Annotated in this window: 18 protein-coding genes; 4 read left to right on the top strand and 14 right to left on the bottom strand. The window is 55.8% G+C overall.

Annotated features, from left to right (window positions below):
- Nucleotides 1-4: 4 nt before the first annotated feature.
- Nucleotides 5-1,405, bottom strand: a complete 1,401-nt coding sequence (locus QMG44_RS16780; protein ID WP_047355987.1) for an MFS transporter — start codon at nucleotides 1,403-1,405, stop codon at nucleotides 5-7.
- A 224-nt stretch (nucleotides 1,406-1,629) separates the two neighbouring features.
- On the opposite strand from QMG44_RS16780, the gene QMG44_RS16775 reads away from it, so the two are divergent.
- Nucleotides 1,630-2,448, top strand: coding sequence for a helix-turn-helix domain-containing protein (locus QMG44_RS16775; protein ID WP_025206441.1), 819 nt, complete (start codon nucleotides 1,630-1,632; stop codon nucleotides 2,446-2,448).
- On the opposite strand, the gene araD is transcribed toward QMG44_RS16775, so the two are convergent.
- From araD to yiaK, 8 genes are read right to left on the bottom strand one after another with little or no spacing between them, the layout of a single operon-like run.
- Nucleotides 2,449-3,144 carry an L-ribulose-5-phosphate 4-epimerase gene (gene araD / locus QMG44_RS16770; RefSeq protein WP_014168101.1) on the bottom strand — a complete coding sequence of 232 codons (696 nt, stop codon included), beginning with the start codon at nucleotides 3,142-3,144 and terminating at the stop codon, nucleotides 2,449-2,451. It abuts the gene before it with no gap.
- On the bottom strand, nucleotides 3,138-3,998 hold the full coding sequence (locus QMG44_RS16765) for an L-ribulose-5-phosphate 3-epimerase (RefSeq protein WP_014168102.1): 861 nt from the start codon (nucleotides 3,996-3,998) through the stop codon (nucleotides 3,138-3,140). The genes araD and QMG44_RS16765 overlap by 7 nt, the downstream gene beginning before the upstream one ends.
- Nucleotides 3,999-4,000: 2 nt before the next feature.
- Nucleotides 4,001-4,654 (bottom strand): 3-keto-L-gulonate-6-phosphate decarboxylase UlaD, encoded by a 654-nt coding sequence (gene ulaD, locus QMG44_RS16760; protein WP_086533109.1) that lies wholly within the window; start codon nucleotides 4,652-4,654, stop codon nucleotides 4,001-4,003.
- Nucleotides 4,651-6,156 (bottom strand): FGGY-family carbohydrate kinase, encoded by a 1,506-nt coding sequence (locus QMG44_RS16755; RefSeq protein ID WP_086533110.1) that lies wholly within the window; start codon nucleotides 6,154-6,156, stop codon nucleotides 4,651-4,653. The genes ulaD and QMG44_RS16755 overlap by 4 nt, the downstream gene beginning before the upstream one ends.
- Nucleotides 6,157-6,204: 48 nt before the next feature.
- Nucleotides 6,205-7,524, bottom strand: coding sequence for an MFS transporter (locus QMG44_RS16750; protein WP_014168105.1), 1,320 nt, complete (start codon nucleotides 7,522-7,524; stop codon nucleotides 6,205-6,207).
- Between the two features lie 43 nt (nucleotides 7,525-7,567).
- Nucleotides 7,568-8,494: a DUF4862 family protein gene (locus QMG44_RS16745; RefSeq protein ID WP_086533111.1), complete on the bottom strand. Its 927-nt coding sequence runs from the start codon at nucleotides 8,492-8,494 to the stop codon at nucleotides 7,568-7,570.
- A gap of 27 nt (nucleotides 8,495-8,521) precedes the next feature.
- Entirely contained in the window at nucleotides 8,522-8,989 is a 468-nt protein-coding gene (locus tag QMG44_RS16740; protein ID WP_086533112.1) for a YhcH/YjgK/YiaL family protein, read from the bottom strand.
- Between the two features lie 10 nt (nucleotides 8,990-8,999).
- Nucleotides 9,000-9,998 carry a 3-dehydro-L-gulonate 2-dehydrogenase gene (yiaK, locus tag QMG44_RS16735; RefSeq protein WP_014168108.1) on the bottom strand — a complete coding sequence of 333 codons (999 nt, stop codon included), beginning with the start codon at nucleotides 9,996-9,998 and terminating at the stop codon, nucleotides 9,000-9,002.
- Between the two features lie 224 nt (nucleotides 9,999-10,222).
- On the opposite strand from yiaK, the gene yiaJ reads away from it, so the two are divergent.
- Nucleotides 10,223-11,041, top strand: coding sequence for an IclR family transcriptional regulator YiaJ (gene yiaJ, locus QMG44_RS16730; RefSeq protein WP_020882654.1), 819 nt, complete (start codon nucleotides 10,223-10,225; stop codon nucleotides 11,039-11,041).
- A gap of 3 nt (nucleotides 11,042-11,044) precedes the next feature.
- The gene (locus QMG44_RS16725; protein ID WP_032679988.1) at nucleotides 11,045-11,500 is read left to right on the top strand and encodes a 4Fe-4S binding protein; all 456 of its coding nucleotides are present in this window, start codon (nucleotides 11,045-11,047) and stop codon (nucleotides 11,498-11,500) included.
- A gap of 4 nt (nucleotides 11,501-11,504) precedes the next feature.
- Here QMG44_RS16725 and avtA read toward each other — a convergent pair whose 3' ends face one another.
- Together avtA and QMG44_RS16715 are read right to left on the bottom strand one after the other, a co-directional pair.
- Nucleotides 11,505-12,761: a valine--pyruvate transaminase gene (gene avtA / locus QMG44_RS16720; protein ID WP_020882652.1), complete on the bottom strand. Its 1,257-nt coding sequence runs from the start codon at nucleotides 12,759-12,761 to the stop codon at nucleotides 11,505-11,507.
- Nucleotides 12,762-12,941: 180 nt separating this feature from the next.
- Nucleotides 12,942-14,972 carry an alpha-amylase gene (locus QMG44_RS16715; RefSeq protein WP_044866230.1) on the bottom strand — a complete coding sequence of 677 codons (2,031 nt, stop codon included), beginning with the start codon at nucleotides 14,970-14,972 and terminating at the stop codon, nucleotides 12,942-12,944.
- A 314-nt stretch (nucleotides 14,973-15,286) separates the two neighbouring features.
- On the opposite strand from QMG44_RS16715, the gene QMG44_RS16710 reads away from it, so the two are divergent.
- Nucleotides 15,287-16,111 (top strand): protein bax, encoded by an 825-nt coding sequence (locus QMG44_RS16710; RefSeq protein ID WP_020882650.1) that lies wholly within the window; start codon nucleotides 15,287-15,289, stop codon nucleotides 16,109-16,111.
- Nucleotides 16,112-16,158: 47 nt separating this feature from the next.
- Here QMG44_RS16710 and xylR read toward each other — a convergent pair whose 3' ends face one another.
- Genes xylR through QMG44_RS16695 form a run of 3 tightly spaced genes read right to left on the bottom strand, consistent with a single transcriptional unit; the run spans nucleotide 16,159 to nucleotide 20,071 of the window.
- The gene (xylR, locus tag QMG44_RS16705) at nucleotides 16,159-17,337 is read right to left on the bottom strand and encodes a D-xylose utilization transcriptional activator XylR (protein ID WP_020882649.1); all 1,179 of its coding nucleotides are present in this window, start codon (nucleotides 17,335-17,337) and stop codon (nucleotides 16,159-16,161) included.
- 33 nt (nucleotides 17,338-17,370) lie between these two features.
- A complete protein-coding gene (gene xylH, locus QMG44_RS16700) occupies nucleotides 17,371-18,552 on the bottom strand; it encodes a xylose ABC transporter permease XylH (RefSeq protein ID WP_014168116.1) in 1,182 nt (393 codons plus the stop codon).
- Entirely contained in the window at nucleotides 18,530-20,071 is a 1,542-nt protein-coding gene (locus tag QMG44_RS16695; RefSeq protein ID WP_086533114.1) for a xylose ABC transporter ATP-binding protein, read from the bottom strand. Before QMG44_RS16695 ends, xylH begins: the two co-directional genes overlap by 23 nt.
- Nucleotides 20,072-20,102 lie beyond the last annotated feature (31 nt).

Below are 20,102 nucleotides of genomic sequence, written 5' to 3'. Positions count from 1 at the left end.
CTCCTCAGGACGATACGTGACGCTGGCGCAGATCGGTGGCAATGCGCGACATCATGGGATTGTTGAGTCTGCACCAGCGGATTGAGACCGCCAGCAGCAGGTGGAAAAGGGCGGGGAGCAGTGTCTCCATCGCAGTAATTCCCTGTAACGAGGCTGGCGTCTGGTTGCCCGCGCCCGGCTGGTAGGCGACGGCGATAAACACCAGGCTGATGATCCCGGCGCTGGACGCCCAGGCGAGCTTGATGAAAAACAGATTGAAAGCGAAGTTCATGCCAGATGAACGTACCCCGTTTTTCCACTCACCATAGTCATCTGCAAATGCCATCAGCGAGAAGTGCAGGGGCAGGGTAAAACCGAGAATGACGCCGTTACTCAGAATAACGATCAGCCAGAGCGTCTGATGAGCCGGACCGCCTGGCAGAAACCACATTCCTGCCGCGAGCGCGGCCAGCACGAGGTTGGTGTAGTAATAGAGTTTGACGGTATCAATCCGGCGAGAAAGGGGATTCACGATCACCGCGCCGAGAATGGCGGCAAAGGTCACCATCGTGAAGAACAGCGAGGTATAAGCGGTACTGCCCTGGAGCACGTAGGTGATGAAGTACATGTAGCCGCCGCCACGAATGTTGAAGACGTTGATCAGCAGGAATGACATCACCAGCATCAGCAGGAGCTGATCGTTGTTGCGCAGGCCGGCCAGATGCTCGCGTAGGGTGAATTTGCCCATCAGCGCCAGCGGGACGCGCTCACGCACCCAGAAGAAGCAGCAGAGGAACATCACCACGGCGATGGCGCACAACACCCCAACGCCGAGCTGATAGCCTCGCGCGGCGTTGCCCTCGCCCAGCGCTGCGACCAGCCACGGCAGGCCAACAGAGACCAAAAAACCCGCCACACCGCACAGCACAAAGCGCCATGACTGGCAGGAGATGACCTCGCTGTGGCGGGTGGTCATGGTGTTGATTAGCGCGCAGTAGGGCACGTTGATGGCGGTATAGCCCACTGACAACAGCAGATAGGTACCAAACGCCCAGGCGATTTTCACCCCCATGCTGGCGTCAGGCACGGTGAAGGTCAGTACACCGATAACCCCGACAGGAAGCGCCACCCACAGCTGCCACGGGCGAAAACGCCCCCAACGGCTTTGTGTTCGGTCGGCAATCACCCCCATCACCGGATCGGAAATGGCGTCAAACACGCGCAGGGCAATAAACAGCGTGCCAACGAGCGCTGGCGTCAAACCAAAAACGTCGGTGTAGAAGAAGGTAAGAAAATTCATGATCAGGCAGGTGATGACCGTGCCACCCGCGTCACCCAGGCCGTAGCCTATTTTTTCGCGGACTGACAGGCGGTCATCCATTGCCCCTTGTACGACCTGTGATTCTGTAATCGGTGTGGAAGTCATGAGGTAACTCCTCGGTAATCGATTTTTATCGTATTTATGCAAGGTACCCCATTCATTCTGCACCGAACGCTCAGGCCAACAAGGGAAGGGAAAAGTATAAAAAGGTGACGATTCCGACCTGATGATAAATTTGTGATTTCGATCGGGAAGGCAGGAAGATATTCATTAATAATCAAAGCATAAGATGAATATTAATGGCAATCAGAGCGGAATGGTGAATATCCATGCTTGAATTATCCATAGCGCTTCCGATTAAAGTGCAAAATGGTGGGCTCTTTATTTCCCGGGGCGTGGGCCGGCATCCGGCGCGCAAATTAACCTCGTGGGAGATTATCTTCGTCGAAAAAGGGACATTAACGATCCAGGAAGAAAACACGCTCTTTGAAGTGAAAGCGGGAGAGAGCTTACTGCTCTGGCCGGCGCGTCGACACGTGGGGACAGAAGATTTCCCGGCGGACCTGCGGTTCTACTGGCTGCATTTTGAGGTCGAAGCACAATCGTCGCCTTTGCCACATGCTTTTCCGGTGGCCATTGAACAACATTGCTGCGTGCGCGATGCTCAATATGTGATTGCGCTATTCCGGCAATTCCTGAGTGAGCAGGAAAAATTACAGCGAAGCGTGGCGCTGGAAATGATTTTGCTGCTGATTTTACAGCAAGTGTCGATCTCCTCAGGTTATGAAGACAGAGCCGATGAAGCCGGCGCGGCCATGGCATGGAAGGCAAAACAGCTTATTCGCACGCAGTTTCATCTGCCGCTTTCCACATCGCAACTGGCAAAAGCCTTGCACTGCAATGCCGATTATCTGGGACGCGTATTTCGCCGGACCTTTCACTTAACCCTGACGGAGGCGATCCATCGCCAGCGCGTCAGGGCGGCAGAAAAGCTGTTGCTGAACGACTCCGCGTCCCTGACCGAAGTGGCAACCCGCTGCGGTTTTAATGATGTCGGGTATTTCCGGCAGATATTTTCAAAGCATACCGGCTTAACGCCCGCCGTCTGGAAACGGCGGTACTGTAAGGAGCATATTAATTCCGGGTGATCACTGCCCGTAGTAGGCATTTGCTCCATGCTTGCGCAGGTAATGTTTATCGAGCAGTTCCTGCTGCATCGTCGGTAGCTGTGGCGCAAGCTGGCGTGAAAACAGCCCCATAAAGGCGCACTCTTCCAGCACCACAGCGTTATGTACCGCATCGGCCGCATTTTTTCCCCAGGTGAACGGGCCGTGAGAATGCACCAGCACCGCCGGGATCTGCATCGGGTTTACGTCGCGCTCCTCAAAGGTTTTGATGATGACTTCGCCGGTCTGGTATTCGTATTCACCCGCAATTTCAGCCGGGGTCATCAACCGCGTGCAGGGGATCGCACCATAAAAATAGTCAGCGTGCGTGGTACCCCATGCCGGTAAATCCTGCCCTGCCTGCGCCCAGACAGTGGCATGACGGGAATGGGTATGCACAATGCCGCCAATTTCAGGGTAACGGCGATACAGCGCCAGGTGGGTTGGCGTGTCGGAAGAGGGTTTTTTAACCCCCTCGACCACCTGGCCCGTGGCAATGTCCACCACCACCATATCCTCTGCGGACATCACGTCATACTCCACGCCGGAGGGTTTAATCACCATCAGGCCGCGTTCACGATCCACCGCACTGACGTTGCCCCAGGTGAAAGTCACCAGCTGGTGGGCGGGCAGCGCCAGGTTTGCCGCCAGGACCTCGGCTTTGAGTTGTTCTAACATGTCATCCCTCCTTCCTGCATCCGGGCTTCAATCCAGCGGCGTGCCTGGATGATTTCCAGTACCGGCTCTTTGGCTTTTTCAGTCCACATTTCAATCAGAAATGCGCCGCGATAATTGAGCTGATTCAGCGTGTTAAATATGCCCACGAAATCGACGCACCCCTCGCCGAACGGTACGTCACGAAACTGTCCGGGGCTTTGTTCAGTCACGGGCTGGGTATCTTTCAGGTGTATGGCGGCGATGCGATCGATGCCCAGCGTCAGCTCGGCGGCCACATCGTTACCCCACGCGCTCAGGTTGCCGACGTCCGGATAAACGCTGAACCATGGTGAAGCGAGCATTTCGTCCCACTTTTTCCATTTGCTGATGGAGTTCATAAACGCGGTATCCATGATCTCCACTGCCAGCATGACCTGCGCGGCGGCGGCCTGCTCCACGGCCCATGCCAGCCCTTCGGCAAAGCGTTGCCGGGTGCCTTCGTCATGTTCTTCGTAATAGACGTCATACCCGGCAAGCTGGATGGTGCGAATACCGAGATCGCGCGCCAGACGGATGGCTTTGGTCATGATGGCGCGTGCGCGCTCGCGGACGGTCTCGTCCCGGCTACCAAACGGGAAACGGCGGTGGGCAGACAGACACATCGACGGGATCGCGACCCCGGTTTCCAGCATCGCCTCAACCAGAGAGGCGCGCTGCGCGGTGTTCCATTCAAGGCGGGACAAACGCTCATCGGTTTCATCGATCGACATCTCGACAAAATCAAATCCGCAGCTTTTTGCCAGCACCAGGCGCTCTGGCCAGGTGAGCGCTTTCGGCAGCGCTTTTTCGTAGATACCTAACGGATGCTGACGCATGGTTACTCCCCCCAGATGTCGCGGATGTGTGAATGGAATGCATGGGCTACCTGCGGTGGGTTAGCAGCGCCTGTCAGTGCCCGTCCGGCAATAAACGCTTTCACATTGATCTGCTTAAACAGCGGCAGGTCGGCGGGGGTAATGCCGCCGGTGATCGAGAGCTGCAGGCCGATATCCGAGAGGGCTTTCATGCTGTCGAGATCCGCCTCGCCCCACTGCTGGCCGCTGGCCTGTGCGTCGCGCCCACGGTGATAAATGGCCTGTGTGACCCCGATACGGTGCCATTCACGCGCATCATCCAGCGTCCAGTGACCAAACAGCTCCATCTGAATTTCCCCGCCGCAGCGCAGAGCCACCTCGTGACCCTTCTCGACGGTTGCCAGCGGCGCGGCGCAGATGATGGTCATCCAGTTCGCGCCTGCGCCAAACGCCTGTTCAGCCAGCGTTTCTCCGGCATCGGCCACTTTCCAGTCAGCCACGATCGTTTTTTTCGGACACTGCTGGCGCAGTGCGCGCACGGCATTAAGCCCTTCGGTGAGACACAAAATGGTGCCTGCTTCGATAATATCGACGTGATCCGCAAGCCGCTCGACGTCGCGCTGTGCGGCCTGAAGTGAGGTATGGTCGAGCGCCAGCTGCAGTAATGGTCGGCTCATAGGTCGTGCTCCTTAACATGGGCGTGATAGCCCTGTAGTGCTGAAATCAGTAGCTGGTAGCGCTGATACTTGCGCTGGTAGGCCGCATGGGCATGCTTGTCGGGTGTGATGACGCGAATGTGATGTCTGACAGCCTGCTGCGCGGTGCGGAAATCGGGATAAACGCCGGTACCCACCAGCGCGGCCAGCGCCGCGCCGGAACAGCCGGTCTCTTCGACCTGCGGCAGTTCTATTGCCAGACCGCTTACGTCCGCGAGCATTTGCATCCACACATCCGAATGGGCAGGGCCGCCGGTTACGCGCAATGTCTGCACGTGCGTGAAGCGCGCTAGCATGCGGTTAAGATGGGTCATGTGGCTGAAGACCACACCTTCATAGACCGCCTGCAACAGATGCGCGCGAGTGTGCAGGGCCTGCATGCCGTAAAACCCGCAGGTCATCTCCAGCCCGGCGTTGCTGCCATAGAGGAACGGCAGGAAGAGCAGATCGCTTCCGGCTTTCGGCAGGCTGGCCACGGCCTGGTTGATCGCATCGAATGACATGTCGCCCCACTGTGTGGTCAGCCATTCGAGGTTACCGGACGAGGTGGGGCTGGCTTCGTGAACGATGTAGTGCTGCGGATGAACGTAGCGCCCATACACATAGGGATACGGCTCGTTATGGCCTATACCGTTGGCGATCCCGCTGGTGACAGCCCAGGTGCCCATCACGGCGTTGAGCGTGCTGTCGTCATGTAACCCGGCGCAGATCGCGGTGGAAACCACATCAAACAGCCCCCCCACAACGGGTGTACCCGCTGCGAGACCCGTCAGGGCGGCGGCCTGAGCGGTGATTTCCCCGCAAATTTCTGCTGAACCGACGATCGGCGGCAATGCGCCGTCAATTTCATCGATGCCGAGCCAGCGTGTGAGCTGCGGGTCGTACTGCCCGGTGTTCATGTTGTAGAGATTGGATTCAGAGATGTTGCTCTCTTCACACCCTTTAACGCCGGTGAGGCACCAGCGCAGGTAGTCGTGCGCCATCATCACACAGCCAATCTGCTGATAACGGTGCGGTTCATTCTCTTTCACCCAGCGCAGGAGGGAGGCGGGATGCCCCGTCCATAACGTCTGGCGCGTATGCGGATAAAGCTTTTCAGGAATACCGTCCTGCTGCCAGCGCTGTACAATCTCCAGCGCCCGGCGGTCAGAGGAGAGCATGGCGTTGCCGAGCGGCTGGTCATACTTGTCCAGTAAAAACAGTCCTTTACCCTGAGCCGATATCCCGACGCCTTTGATTTGTGCGCCGCCGATGCCAGCCTTCTTAAGCAGCAGGGCGACGGTGGCGTGGCACTGCTGCCAGAGTTGGTGCATATCCCGCTCAGCGTGGCCTGCGTGTGGGCTGAGTGTGTCAACCGCGCGGCGCTCAATACAGACTTCCTGGCCCTGGCGGGTGTACAGACCGGCTTTCAGATACGTTCCGCCACAATCGATACCCAGCCAGAAGGGCTCTTTTTCACTCATCGTTGACTCTCTTGTCTTACGCCCTCTCTTCAGGAGAGGGCGGGGGGATCAGGCTGCGTGCTTATGCGGGTTCACGCCGGGGTTGGGTTCCGCTCCGGCATCGCATTTCGCCGGTAGCATCAGGGCGAGCAGCGAGGCCAGCGCCAGCGAAACCGCGAGGCAGTACACCCCGGCATCTTTGCTGTAGAGGGTGATCAGCACGCCCACCGCGTAAGGGCCGCAGAACCCACCGAGGTTACCCAGGGCGTTAATCACGCCGCGAGCGCCACCGGCCATCTCTGCGCTGAACAGGCGCGCCGGAATCGTCCAGAACACACCCGCAGCGGACTGCAGGAAGAAGCCACAGCCCACCAGCGCGGCATAGGCCAGCCAGATGTTCTCTTTCAACGCCACGGAGAGGAACATGCAGAGCGCGAAGCCAATCAGCGGCAGGGAGACGAACAGCTTGCGCTTGCCGGTACGGTCAGACAGTGAGGAGAACAGGAACATGCCCGCAATGGCGCCGACATAAGGCAGGATGGCGAGCATTCCCACCTGGCCGATGCTGGTATGCGTCAGCTCTTTGAGAATGGTTGGCAGCCAGAGGGTGTAACCGTAAATCCCGGTCTGGTAGAAGAAGTTCAGGGCAATCAGCTGCCACATGGTTTTGTCGGACAGAACAGCACTCAGCGAGGCATTTTTCACCGCTTTTCCGGCAATAGCCTGCTGTTCTGCGGCCAGCGTTTGTATCAGATAATTTTTCTCGGCCTCGGAGATCCAGCGAGCCTCCTGCGGGCGGTCGTAGACGGTGAACACCCAGAGCACCAGCACCACAATGGACATCAGCCCTTCAATGATGAACAGCCAGCGCCAGTCGAGTGCGGTGATAATCCAGCCCGACAGGGGTGCGGTGATGATCCCCGCAATGGGAACAAACATGATGACAATCGCATTGGCGCGGCCGCGTTCGGCGTCCGGGAACCAGTTACTGATCATCGTGAGCACCACAGGCAGCATCCCGCCTTCTGCCACACCGAGTAAGAAGCGCAGTGCCAGCAGTTGATACTGGTTGGTCACAACGCCGGTCAGGACCGAAATCACCGCCCAGGCAACCAGTGACCAGCCAATAAACTTCTTACCGCTGCCATGCACGGCAATCTTGCCGCCGGGCACCTGCAGGAACAGATAACCGATAAAGAAGATCCCACCCGCCAGGCCTGCCATGGTGGCAGAGATACCTAACTCTTCATCCATACCGCCTGGCATCGCAAATGCGATATTCACGCGGTCCATATATGAAATAATACAGGCGATAAGAATAGGCGGAATGATTCTTAACCAGCGCTGACGCGGAATATCCGCTTGTAGAGCATGAGTAGAAATATTCATATTTAATATCTCAGTGAATGTAACCGGAATAAGATTTTTATTGTTATTGCGTTGCTTTTTTCATTTCACTAATGCCGTCGCGCAAAATAGCGATGCGATGGCTGACGTTAGCATTAGCATTTATTTCCAGTAATTTAATACCGGAGAATTTCAATGTTGCGGCGCTCGCCGCAGTAAAAAGTGCTTTTACCTGTTCGGTGGTCATTAAACTGTCGGCGCAGAACGGGGAAAATGGCGCGTGCAGATCCTGCCATTCGCCGTACGCTCCGCGAACGGAGGTCCCGGAGAACATCAGTGCGCCCAGCTTCCCGGCCTCCAGTGCGGCTTTAACATGTTCAGGCGGCAGCAAGGCACTGCGTCCTTCGATAGCCGACCGCGCCCAGTTGATGCATACGCTGATATCCGTTTCTTTCACCACCTCAAGCACCTGCGCTAAGGGCAAAAACCCCTTGCGTGGCGCGGGGCCGGTCATGGCATCGCAGTGTTCAAGCACCAGGTCGCATGACCAGTCCCATGAGGTGATTTCACGTATAGAACGGGAAAACGCAGCGGTAGCTTGTTCAACAGACGGGTTTCCCGCCTGCGGCGCGGCCTGCATCTCCAGAGCGATAATTTTGCCTGGAAAGCGAGTATTGATGGCATCAATCTTTCGCAGCAGATGGCGGTAATAGTCAACGCAGGCTTTGCGCTGTTCTTCATCGGCAGAGGCCAGGCCAAACGCGCCATTTGTGCCGCGGCGGCGCATGGTTTCCATCACCGCGGTAACCACCATTTGCCAGTCTCCCGGCGTATGGCGGAACAGCCATTCGTCACCCAACGGATGGAGATCCTCAAGATACGGTTGCTCCAGCCCGCGAATATCTGGCGTATCGGAAAGCGCTCGCCAGAAGTCCTGCTCTTCTTGTTCCCCTTGCTGGTGAAACGAGGGTGCGCAGGGGTACGCACCAATTATAAAACCGGTATTAGTCATTTCGCATTCCCAATAGAGTTCAGAAAATTAATCTATTTCGCTGATTGCTACTTTCACCACAATTTTACGAATTGCCGATACCTTATTTTTAATGCAGGCAGGACGGTGAACATCCTGCGGAAAAAATATGGCATAACTGCCGGGCGTCATTTCTATAAAAAATTCATTTTCGCTGCCGTGATAAAAAATAATATCCCGCTGTTCCAGCAGTGATTCGCTTATTTCGTTATTGCCGGTATCAATGGCGACACCGATTTTCTCTTCACCCCATGCCAGAAACTGAATGTCCAGATAGCGACGGTGCACTTCGGGACGGTTCTCATCCCACGTCTGGGTGGTGAGGTCGAGCACCTGAGCAAAGATGTTACGTCCGTCAATGTCCACCACGCCAGGTGCCAGCGCCGTGAAATCCGTGGTGCGCAGAAAATCGAGTGCTTTCTCTATCGCCTGCGGCAGGCGACACGGATTTGGCTGCGAAATATGTCCTAAAATCATGGCCCACTCCTTACAGAGACTGGATTTTCGCCCACACGCTGTCGTCAATGGTGATGCCGTTTCGGCGGTTCTCTTCGAGCAGACGTGTGAATTCATGACCCGGCAGTCGAACCGCGACGTTGTCATCAGCCCGCTCGGCGTTGATGATAAAGTCCATGATGCGCTGCAGTTTGGCATCGCGGGTGGGTCCGTCGATCAAACGATCGACCTCGATGGCGATAAAGATTTGTGACACGCCATATTCGTCGCTGTTGTCCTGGGTCACTTCCGCAACGGAGGATCCGTTGGAGAGCAGGGTTGCGATCATGTCGAGGACGATGGATAAGCCCGATCCTTTCCAGTAGCCCATCGGCAGAATGCGGCGGTTTTTCTCGATCACACCAGGTTCTCTGGTGAGATGCCCTTCATCGTCAAAGCCCCCATCCACCGGCAACGTGCGTCCGGCCAGGCGATTCACTTCCAGCATGCCGTAGGAGAACATTGACATCGACATATCGACCATTGTGATCGGCGTAGACGGAATCGCCACGATCAGAGGGTTAGTGCCGATGCAGCACGCTTTTGAGCCCCAGGCTGGCATGACGGCAATGGAGTTAGTCCAGCAGATCCCGATGTACCCCTTCTCTGCGGCCTGCCAGCCGTAGCTGCCGCCGCGCATCCAGTGGTTGGCGTTTCGCAGTGCCACAAGGCCGATACCGTGGTCGGCGGCCAGTTCGGTGGCGCGATCCATCATCTTTTTCGCCGTCAGGTTGCCAATCGAACGTCGGGCATCCCACTGTTCGATGGCACCTAGCGAGGTCACCCGTGTTGGCTGGGCATCAGGAATGATGTCGCCGGCATCAAGCTGCTGAATGAAACGAGGGAAGCGGTTAACCCCGTGTGAATAGACGCCCGATTCCGTGGTGCGGGCAAACATCTCCGCGCAGGCGTCGGCGGTGTCCGCTTTTACGCCGCGATCGACCAGGACCCGCCTGAACGCCGCTTTTAACTCTTCAAAGGTCACTTTCATCCCTGTTCTCCTGTTTTTGTCGGGGCAAGTGCGAGTGCTTTTTTATCGCTAAATTTCACTATGCGAAATCTGATTTCAAATATAGCGATCAAATTTTGCCAGATCAACGACATTAATGATTTTCAAAATCGATTAAAATCAACTGGTTGTGTTTTTTCTGTTGAGATCGTGAACTGAACCACACTTTGCGCTACCATCAGGACGCGATAAAAAGGAGCCATTGGATGAGCACGAAAGAGAGCGAAATGACGCAAGAAAAAGAGAGGCCAGCAGGTAGCCAGAGCTTGTTTCGCGGCCTGATGCTGATTGAGATCCTCAGCAACTACCCGAACGGGTGTCCGTTGGCCCATTTATCGGAACTGGCAGGGCTGAATAAAAGCACCGTGCACCGCTTACTGCAGGGATTACAGTCGTGCGGGTACGTTACCCCGGCGCCTGCGGCGGGCAGCTACCGCCTGACCACCAAATTTATCGCCGTCGGGCAAAAGGCGCTGTCGTCGCTGAATATCATTCACGTGGCGGCCCCGCACCTTGAGACGCTGAATATCGCCACCGGTGAGACGGTGAACTTCTCAAGCCGCGAGGACGATCACGCCATTCTGATTTATAAGCTGGAGCCCACAACCGGTATGCTGCGCACGCGCGCTTACATCGGTCAGCATATGCCGCTTTATTGTTCGGCGATGGGCAAAATCTACATGGCGTTTGGTCATCAGGACTATGTGGCGAGCTACTGGCAGAGCCATCAGGAGCAGATCCAGCCGCTCACCCGCAACACGATTACCGAACTGAGCGCAATGTATGACGAGCTGGCGGAAATCCGCGAGCACAGCATGGCGATGGATAAAGAAGAGAACGAGCTGGGCGTCTCCTGTCTTGCCGTACCGGTGTTTGATATTCATGGCCGCGTGCCGTACGCGATCTCCATTTCGCTCTCGACGTCCCGCATGAAGCAAATTGGTGAAAAAAACCTGCTGAAACCGCTGCGGGAAACGGCAGAGGCTATCTCAAAAGAGTTGGGTTTTAACGTGCGCGGAGCGTGACAGATGAACCGATTTATCCTGGCTGATACGGAAAAATGCATTGGCTGTCGTACCTGCGAAGTGGCCTGCGTGGTGTCGCATCAGGGAATGCTTTCTGCAGGCGCGTTTACGCCCCGCATTCGGGTGGTCAAAGGCGGTGCATTCACTACGGCTGTGGGCTGCCATCAGTGTGAAGATGCCCCTTGTGCCACTGTTTGTCCGACACAGGCGATTCGCCACACCGCGGGTGCCTGGCGGGTGGAGCCGGCGCGCTGTATTGGCTGTAAAAGTTGTGTGGTAGCGTGCCCGTTTGGAGCAATGCAGGTTCAGCGAGTGGGGAACCGCGTTCAGGCGGTGAAATGTGATTTGTGCGCAGATCGCGAGGCTGGACCCGCCTGTGTGGAGGCGTGCCCAACCCACGCGCTGCGCTGCGTTGACCCCGCCAGATTACGCACCGAACGGCTGCATAATCTGGCGTAACGCGTTACTGGCTATCTTCGCGCCAGGCGTACTCGATCTCTTCGGCGAGAATTTTCACGCCCGCTTCGATTTTCTCCGGATCGGGCACGTAGTTCATGCGCATGCACTGATGCGTATGCGGCCACGGCTTATCCAGACCCGGGAAGAAGTAATCACCCGGCACCATCAACACGCCGCGCTTTTTCAGGCGCTGGTAGAGAAGCTCGGTGGTGATCGGCAGATCCTTAAACCACAGCCACAGGAAAATTGCCCCTTCAGGTTTGTGGATCAGGCAGCGTTCTTCCGGTAAGTAGCGGCGAAGAATGGCGATCGTTTCCTGTACCCGCTGGTAATAGAACGGCTTGATAACCTCGTTCGACAGGCGCAGCAGGTCATTACGTTTGATCATTTCACACATCATCGCCGGGCCGATTCCCCCCGGGGAAAGGCTGATAATGCCGTTCATGTTGGTAATGGCGGTGATGATTTTTTCATTGGCGATGATGATCCCGCAACGGCTGCCCGGCAGACCCAGCTTGGAAAGGCTCATACACAGGACGATGTTAGGGTTCCACAGCGGACGTGCTTCGCTGAAGATGATCCCCGGGAACGGCACGCCATAAGCGTTATCAATCACCAGCGGGATGTCGTGCTGATTCGCCAGCGCATCCAGCTTCATCAGTTCGTCGTCGGTGATGACGTTGCCCGTTGGGTTGGTTGGACGTGATACGCAGATCATGCCCGTCTCTTCACCAATATGCAGATGTTCAAAGTCGACGTGATATTTGAACTGGCCTTCTGGCAGCAGCTCAATATTCGGGCGCGCCGAGACGAACAGATCCTCTTCGAGGCCGGAATCGGCATAGCCGATGTACTCTGGCGCCAGCGGAAACAGCACTTTTTTGGTGGTGCCGTCGGCGCGACGGCCTGCGAACAGATTAAACAAGTAGAAAAATGCGCTCTGACTGCCGTTTGTCAGTGCAATATTCTGTGGTTCGATATCCCAACCCAGCTCTTTGCGCAGCATTTCAGCAAGCAGTGTCAGCAGTTCGGTTTTACCCTGCGGGCCATCGTAGTTGCAAAGCGCATCGGTTGCTTTCCCGCTTTCCAGCATCTGAGCCAGCAGCGTCTGAAAATAGGTGTTCATCTCCGGGATTTGAGCCGGGTTTCCGCCGCCGAGCATGATGGCGCCTGGTGTGCGCAGCCCGTCGTTGAGGTCCTCCATCAGGCGAGTAATGCCTGAATGGCGGGTGAATTTGTCGCCGAAAAGTGAAAACGTCATAGCAGGTGATCTGTCGAGCTTATTTTGAAAGTGGGTAACCATAACGCTAGCACCGTGCTGGTGCAAATCGAGAGATGCGGTCGGGATTGTTGTTTTATGTGGTGGGAAGGTATTTAGGTAGTGGATTGTTCTGGTGAAATATCCCTCTCCCGGAGGGGGAGAGGGAACCGGTTTGCGTCGTTATTGATTACCTGCCCACACCACCATGACCTTATCGCCATTGTGCTCGCGAACGAAGCCGTAGCCTTCTTTCAGCGACAGCGTGGTTTGTTTGCCTTCACCTATTGCGGGATGACGGGCGCGGAACTGGCCCAGAACCTGCCAGTGGGCGACGGTTAAGGCCTGCTTGCCCGTCACGTCCTGCCAGTTCATATCCGAGCGGGTGCCCTGTAATGGATCGGACCCTGTCGGTCCGAATGGCCGCTCGGATTCATCGCCGTAGTAAATTTGTACGCTGCCCGGGGCGAGCAGGAGCAGCTCTGCGGCACGCTGGCCGCCTTCACGGAAAAGGCGTGTGTCATGCGACGAGAGATAGCTCAGGACATTGAAGCTTTGCAGTTTTTCCGCCATCTGCTGCCAGGTCAGGTCGATGTCCGCCAGACAACCGACCGCTTTTGCTGCCTGCTCCTGATAATCAAAGTTGATCATCGCGTCAAACCCGTGGCGGTAATAATCGCTTTGCATCACGCCGTGGCCCCATGACTCGCCGGTCATCCAGAACGGGGTATTGTCGAGTTTTTTGTCGGGGTTCGCGCCTTTCCAGGCTGCCAGCGCCTGGCTTGCCTGATCTTTCAACTGCTGCCAGGCCTCGAGTTCCACGTGTTTTGCCGTATCCACACGGAAACCGTCAATGCCATAGTCACGTACCCACTGGCTGAGCCAGTGGGTCAGGTAATCACGCGGGGTGTAGCCCGAAATGGCCTTCGCGTGGGTATCAGGTTTATGTTGGTAGAAATTAGGTAAACCGGAAGGGGTCGTCGACTCCGTTTTCAGGTCCGGCAGGAACGCCAGCGACAGGGTTAAATCGTCGAAGCCGGGATTGTCATAATCGCCAATGTCGGTGCGGATCCACTTTTTACCCCACCATTTTTCCCAGGCGGCTTTGTCGCTGAAGTTGATGTAATCGTTGAAGCTGTGCCAGCTTTGGCCTGCTCCCGGCTTCCAGTCCGTCCAGTGCTCGCCCAGCGTTTTTTTCAGTTCATCACCCTGCAGATAAAGGGCCCCGAACTGGAACGCCTGCATGTCTGCGAGCGTCGCGTAACCCGTGTGGTTCATGACGATATCAAACAGGATGCGGATCCCGCGTTTATGCGCTTCATCGACAAGGTGGCGTAAATCATCTTCGGTGCCCATGTTGGCATCAAGCGTGGTCCAGTCCTGGGTGTAGTAGCCATGATAGGCGTAGTGGGGGAAGTCACCTTTGGTGCCACCGCCAACCCAGCCGTGGATCTGCTCCAGCGGGGAGCTTATCCAGAGCGCATTCACGCCCAGCTGCTGTAAATAATCGAGCCGGGTTGTAAGCCCCTTGAGATCGCCACCGTGGAAGGTGCCGATCTCCTGCATGCCATCTTTGTGGCGTCCATAGCTGTTATCGTTAGAGGGATCGCCGTTGACAAAGCGGTCAGTCAGCACGAAATAGACGGTGGCGTTTTGCCAGCTAAAGGGCGCGGGTTTGTCGGTCTCGGCGCGTTCAAGCAGCAGCAGGCCGTTGCTGTTGGCGGCGGGTTGCAGGGTGATTTTTCCATTCTGCACTGTTGCAGTCTGTTTGCTGTAGAAATCACGGACCACCGATCCTTCTGGGAAATCGTTGCCAACTTCAAGCGTCAGGGGCTTACCGTCCCACTTCGGACACTGGCGGGTAACGTTTGCAACCGACGGTTCCGCTGCGCTCTGAATAGTCAGCATCAGTGTGGGCGTACCGGAGCGGGTATCGACACGCATCTGATACTCGCCGTCGCGGAACAGTCGCCACTGCGGCGGCGTGCCGTCACATTTTTTAAGCGACAGCATCTCATTGAGTTTTATTGCATCCGTTGGCTGCCAGCACGTGTTGTCAAAACTCAGCGTAAGAGGGCGAGTACCCTTCGCAAGCTTTGCCTGGCTGGTGAATATCCCGGTACCTTCGGCGCTAAAAGCGTTGAAACCCGGTGATGACCAGTCAGCATGAGCCAGTGCGGGTAACATCAGAAAAGCTAATGCGGTGCGTTTCATTCCATTTTCCTGTCGCGGCATTTTTGACCAGTGTGCCATCAGGTGTGGGGTAAAAACTCATCCCCCGGGGCTTTCTGCAAGGATGACGCGTGAGGATGAGTGATCCCGCGCAAAATTAGGAAGTTATCTGCGAGTTCGCGCACAATTTTTCAGAATTGATGCTTATGTGAGCAGGTTTCAGGTGACATAGTTTCGGAATTGGACTATTTCTATACGTGCTCTTGCAGTCTATTTTTGTTATGATTTGAGATTCCGCTCTCAAATTTGTGAAAAAAATAAGGTGTTGGAATGTTTATATCCGACCAGGAGACCTAATGATATCGACTCCCATTCGACGATATGGGGCCGCGATACTCATGTTACTCACCATGGCATTTTCGGGTGAGGTGCTTGCGAAGACGCACACGGATACAACGAGTAAGAAAGCCCACGTAATAAAGACGACAAGTAGTAAGGTTAGCAGTAAACAAGAGTATTCTCGCAATAGTGCAAAGAGTAGTTCACTTCCTGATTTGCGAAAATACCCTTCCGGAACACCAAGGAAAAAAGCGTTTCTCCGGACGGTAATGCCTTACATCACAAGTCAAAACGCCGCGATTACTGCGGATCGTAACTGGTTGATTGCCAAACAGTACGATAGCCGTTGGTCGCCATCAGAACGCGCGCGTCTGAAAGATATCACCAAACGCTACAAGGTGAGCTGGAACGGTAACACGCGCCGTGTGCCGTGGAACTCTCTCTTAGAGCGTGTCGACATTATCCCGGGGAGCATGGTTGCGACCATGGCTGCAGCCGAAAGTGGCTGGGGCACCTCGAAACTGGCGCGTAATAACAACAACCTGTTTGGTATGAAATGTATCAAGGGGCGTTGTAACAATGCACCAGGTAAGGTGAAAGGCTATTCTCAGTTTGAATCGGTGAAAGATTCCGTGAATGCCTACGTGGTGAATCTGAACACGCATCCGGCCTACTCATCGTTCCGTAAATCGCGCGCTCAGCTGCGTAAAGCGGATCAGGAAGTGACGGCCAGCACGATGATCCACAAGCTGAAAGGTTATTCGACCAAGGGACAGAGCTATAACAACTATCTGTTCGCGATGTACCAGGATAACCAGCGATTAATCGCCGCACATATGTAATTCAAAAAAACGCCTTCCATCGGAAGGCGTTTTCTTTTCTCTTTTTTCTACATCATCACTTCGCTGTGACGCTCCCGGTACTCTTTTGGCGTACTTTCATACTCCTTTCGGAACACCGAATAAAAATATTGCAGCGACGGGTAACCGCACATCTGTGAGATTTCGTTGATCGACAATGAGGTGGAGATCAGCAGGCTGCGCGCTTTCTCCAGTTTCTCGGCGTGGATGACGGCATGAATGGTTTCGCCCACTTCCTCTTTAAACCGCTTCTCCAGATTCGAACGGGAAATGCCCACCGAGTCCAGCACCTGATCGACCTTAATCCCTTTGCAGGCGTTGTTGCGAATGTAGTGCATGGCCTGAATAACTGCCGGGTCGCTTAAGGAGCGGTAATCCGTTGAACGGCGTTCGACTACACGGACAGGGGGAACCAGTAAGCGCTGAAGCGGCAACGCTTCTTTATCCAGCAGACGATGCAGTAACTTCGCCGCCTGATAGCCCATCTGACGTGTACCCTGTGCAACGGACGAGAGCGCCACGCGAGAGAGGTAACGCGTCAGCTCCTCGTTATCGATGCCAATGACGCACAGTTTTTCCGGCACCGGAATGTGTAAATGTTCGCAGACCTGCAAAACGTGGCGGGCACGAGCATCCGTGACGGCAATGATGCCGGTTTGCGGCGGCAGAGTTTGCAGCCAGTCCGCCAGTCGGTTTTGCGCGTGCTGCCAGTTTTCCGGCGCGGTCTCCAGCCCCTGATAAACCACGCCGCGGTACTTCTCCTGCGCGACAAGCTGGCAGAAAGCATGTTCGCGCTCAACTGCCCAGCGCTTGCCGCTGGTTGACGGTAAACCATAAAACGCGAAGCGATGGACGCCTTTCTCTTTCAAATGCAGGAAGGCGGTCTCAACCAGCGCATGGTTATCGGTGGCGATATAGTGGACCGGCGGATAGTGCTCGGGCGCATGGTAAGAGCCGCCGACGCCGACAATCGGAACGTCGACGTCAGTCAGCAATTGCTCAATGACGGGGTCGTCGTAGTCAGCGATGACCCCATCGCCCAGCCACTCTTTGATGTTTTCGAGACGGGTTCGGAAATCTTCTTCGATAAAAATATCCCACTCGGATTGCGACGCCTGCAAATATTCACCAACGCCCTCCACCACCTGACGGTCGTAGGCTTTGTTGGCATTGAATAACAACGTGATGCGGTGACGCTTTTCAAACATGGCTAACTTCCCAAATAAGTCACAATATTGTTATCAGGCTCGTCGCTTGGTTGCAGAGTCCATCCAGACTGCCAGCAAAAGAATGGCCCCCTTGACGATATACTGCCAAAACGTCGGGACGTCCATCATACTCATCCCGTTATCCAACGAAGCCATGATAAATGCCCCCATCACCGCGCCTGCCACGCTGCCGACACCGCCTGCGAGGCTGGTGCCGCCAATGACGCAGGCGGCGATAGCATCCAGCTCGGCGATGTTCCCGGCCGAGGGAGAACCCGCCCCCAGACGCGAGCTGAGGATCAACCCGGCGATAGCAACCATCAGGCCGTTAATGGCGAAGACGGCGAGTTTGGTGCGCTCGACGTTGATCCCTGAAAGGCGAGCAGCCTCAAGGTTGCCGCCGATGGCATAAATACGGCGACCAAACGCGGTACGCGTGGCCATAAACATCCCGGCCAGCAGCAACAGTGCCAGCAGCAATACCGGCGTCGGGACACCGCGATAGTCGTTCAGAAGCCAGATTGCGCCCAGTACAATGACCGCAGTGAGTGCCTGACGACCAACTGTGGACGTTGACGCTGGCGATGCCAGACCCAACGCCTGACGGCGCATTCGCCCACGCCACTGCCAGGCCACAAACGCCAGCAACCCAATCACACCGAACGTAAAGCCGACGCTATCGGCGAGGTAGCTCTGACCAATTTGTGACATGGCTGCGCTGGTAGGGGAGACGGTGGTGCCGTTGGTGATGCCAATTAGGATCCCGCGGAAGGCCAGCATCCCCGCCAGCGTGACAATGAACGACGGGACTTTACGGTAGGCAACCCACCAGCCGTTCCAGGCGCCCAGCAGCAGGCCCAGCACCAGCGTAACCGCAATGGTCAGCGGCAGTGGCCAGCCAAGCCAGACGTCAAAAATGGCCGCCACGCCACCAAGCAGACCCATCATCGACCCCACCGACAGGTCGATTTCCGCCGAGATAATCACGAATACCATGCCCACCGCGAGGATGCCGGTAATGGCAGTCTGACGCAGCAGGTTAGAGACGTTACGCGCGCTTAAGTACGAGCCATCGGTCATCCAGGTAAAGAACAACATGATGGCAATAATCGCCGCGATCATCACGAAAACCTGCAGGTTCAGCGCTTTTAGACCGGCAAACGCGCCGGGCGTCGGAACAGCGACTTTAATATCAGACGGATTGCTTTTCGACATGACGTTCGCTCCTTAAAGCGGCTTCCATCACCTGCTCCTGCGTCAGGTTCTGGTTAATCAGATTGGCTTTCAGTTTTCCCTCGTGCATGACCAGCACGCGATCGCTCAGGCCGAGCACTTCGGGTAACTCAGACGAGATGACAATGACGGCAATCCCTTGCTGTACAAGCTGATTAATCAGTTTGTAGATTTCGTACTTGGCGCCGATATCGATCCCACGCGTCGGCTCGTCCAGGATCAATATGCGTGGGTTGAGGAGCAGGCAGCGCGCCAGGATTGCCTTCTGCTGGTTGCCCCCGCTCAGGCGTCCAATGGCCAGTTCCGGGGAGGATGTTTTGACCTTGAGTCTGGCGAGCGACTGGAGAATGCACTGCTGCTCAGCAGCATCATCGAGGCTGCTCAGCGCACCGGAGAACCGGTCAAGCGCGGCAAGCGTGATGTTTTTACCCACCGCCATGACCGGGACGATGCCATCTTTCTTGCGATCTTCCGGTACCATGGCGATACCGTGGGCAATCGCCTGCTGGCAGTTCTCGATTTTTACCGGCTGTCCGTCGATAAAAATACGGCCTTCCCAGCGGCCCGGCCACACGCCAAACAGGCACTGGACGGCTTCAGTGCGCCCGGCCCCGACTAACCCCGCAATACCGAGGATTTCGCCGCTGTGAAGGGAAAACGAGACGTTATTCACGCGCTTGATGTGGCGGTTAACGGGATGCCACGCGGTGAGGTTTTCCACGCGTAACACTTCGTCACCCGTGGTGTGCGGTTCGTTTGGATAGAGCGCCGTGAGCTCGCGCCCCACCATCATGGTGATAATGTCATCTTCACTCATGCCGGCAGCTTCACGTGTGCCGATGTGCTGACCGTCGCGGATCACACAGATGGTGTCCGAAATGGCTTTTACCTCATTGAGCTTGTGCGAAATGTAGATGCACGCAATGCCGTGGTTTTGCAGATCGCGAATGATATTGAGCAGGACGGCCGTTTCCTGCTCGGTGAGGGAGGCCGTTGGCTCATCGAGGATCAGCAGCCTTACCTGTTTGTTCAGCGCCTTGGCGATTTCAACCAGCTGTTGTTGCCCGAGGCCAAGATCACCGACGCGCGTATCCGGGGAGATCGCGAGACTTACCTGGGCCAGCAGTTTTTCACAGCGTAGCGTCATGGTGTCGTAATCCAGTACGCCATGACGTGAAATTTCGGCCCCCAGAAAAATGTTCTCCAGCACGGTGAGGTGCTTCACCAGCGCCAGCTCCTGGTGGATGATAGCGATGCCTTTGCGTTCGGTATCGCGAATGTGTGTCGCCTGAATCACTTCACCGGCAAAGACAATTTCGCCTTCGTAACTGCCGTGCGGGTAGATCCCACACAACACTTTCATCAACGTCGATTTGCCCGATCCGTTTTCGCCACACAGCGAGACCACTTCGCCGGGATTGAGCCGCAGACTGACGTTGTCGACCGCTTTCACCGCGCCAAAGCGCTTGGTGATGCTTTTCATTTCAAGTAAATAAGGCATAACTGCTCCACATGACCCGAGGGAAGAACAG

The sequence above is a fragment of the Enterobacter sp. 200527-13 genome (assembly GCF_027924865.1).
Taxonomy (GTDB): Bacteria; Pseudomonadota; Gammaproteobacteria; order Enterobacterales; family Enterobacteriaceae; genus Enterobacter; species Enterobacter ludwigii.
Note: the sequence above shows the minus strand (reverse complement) of the source record. Positions and strands in the feature narration are given on the sequence as shown.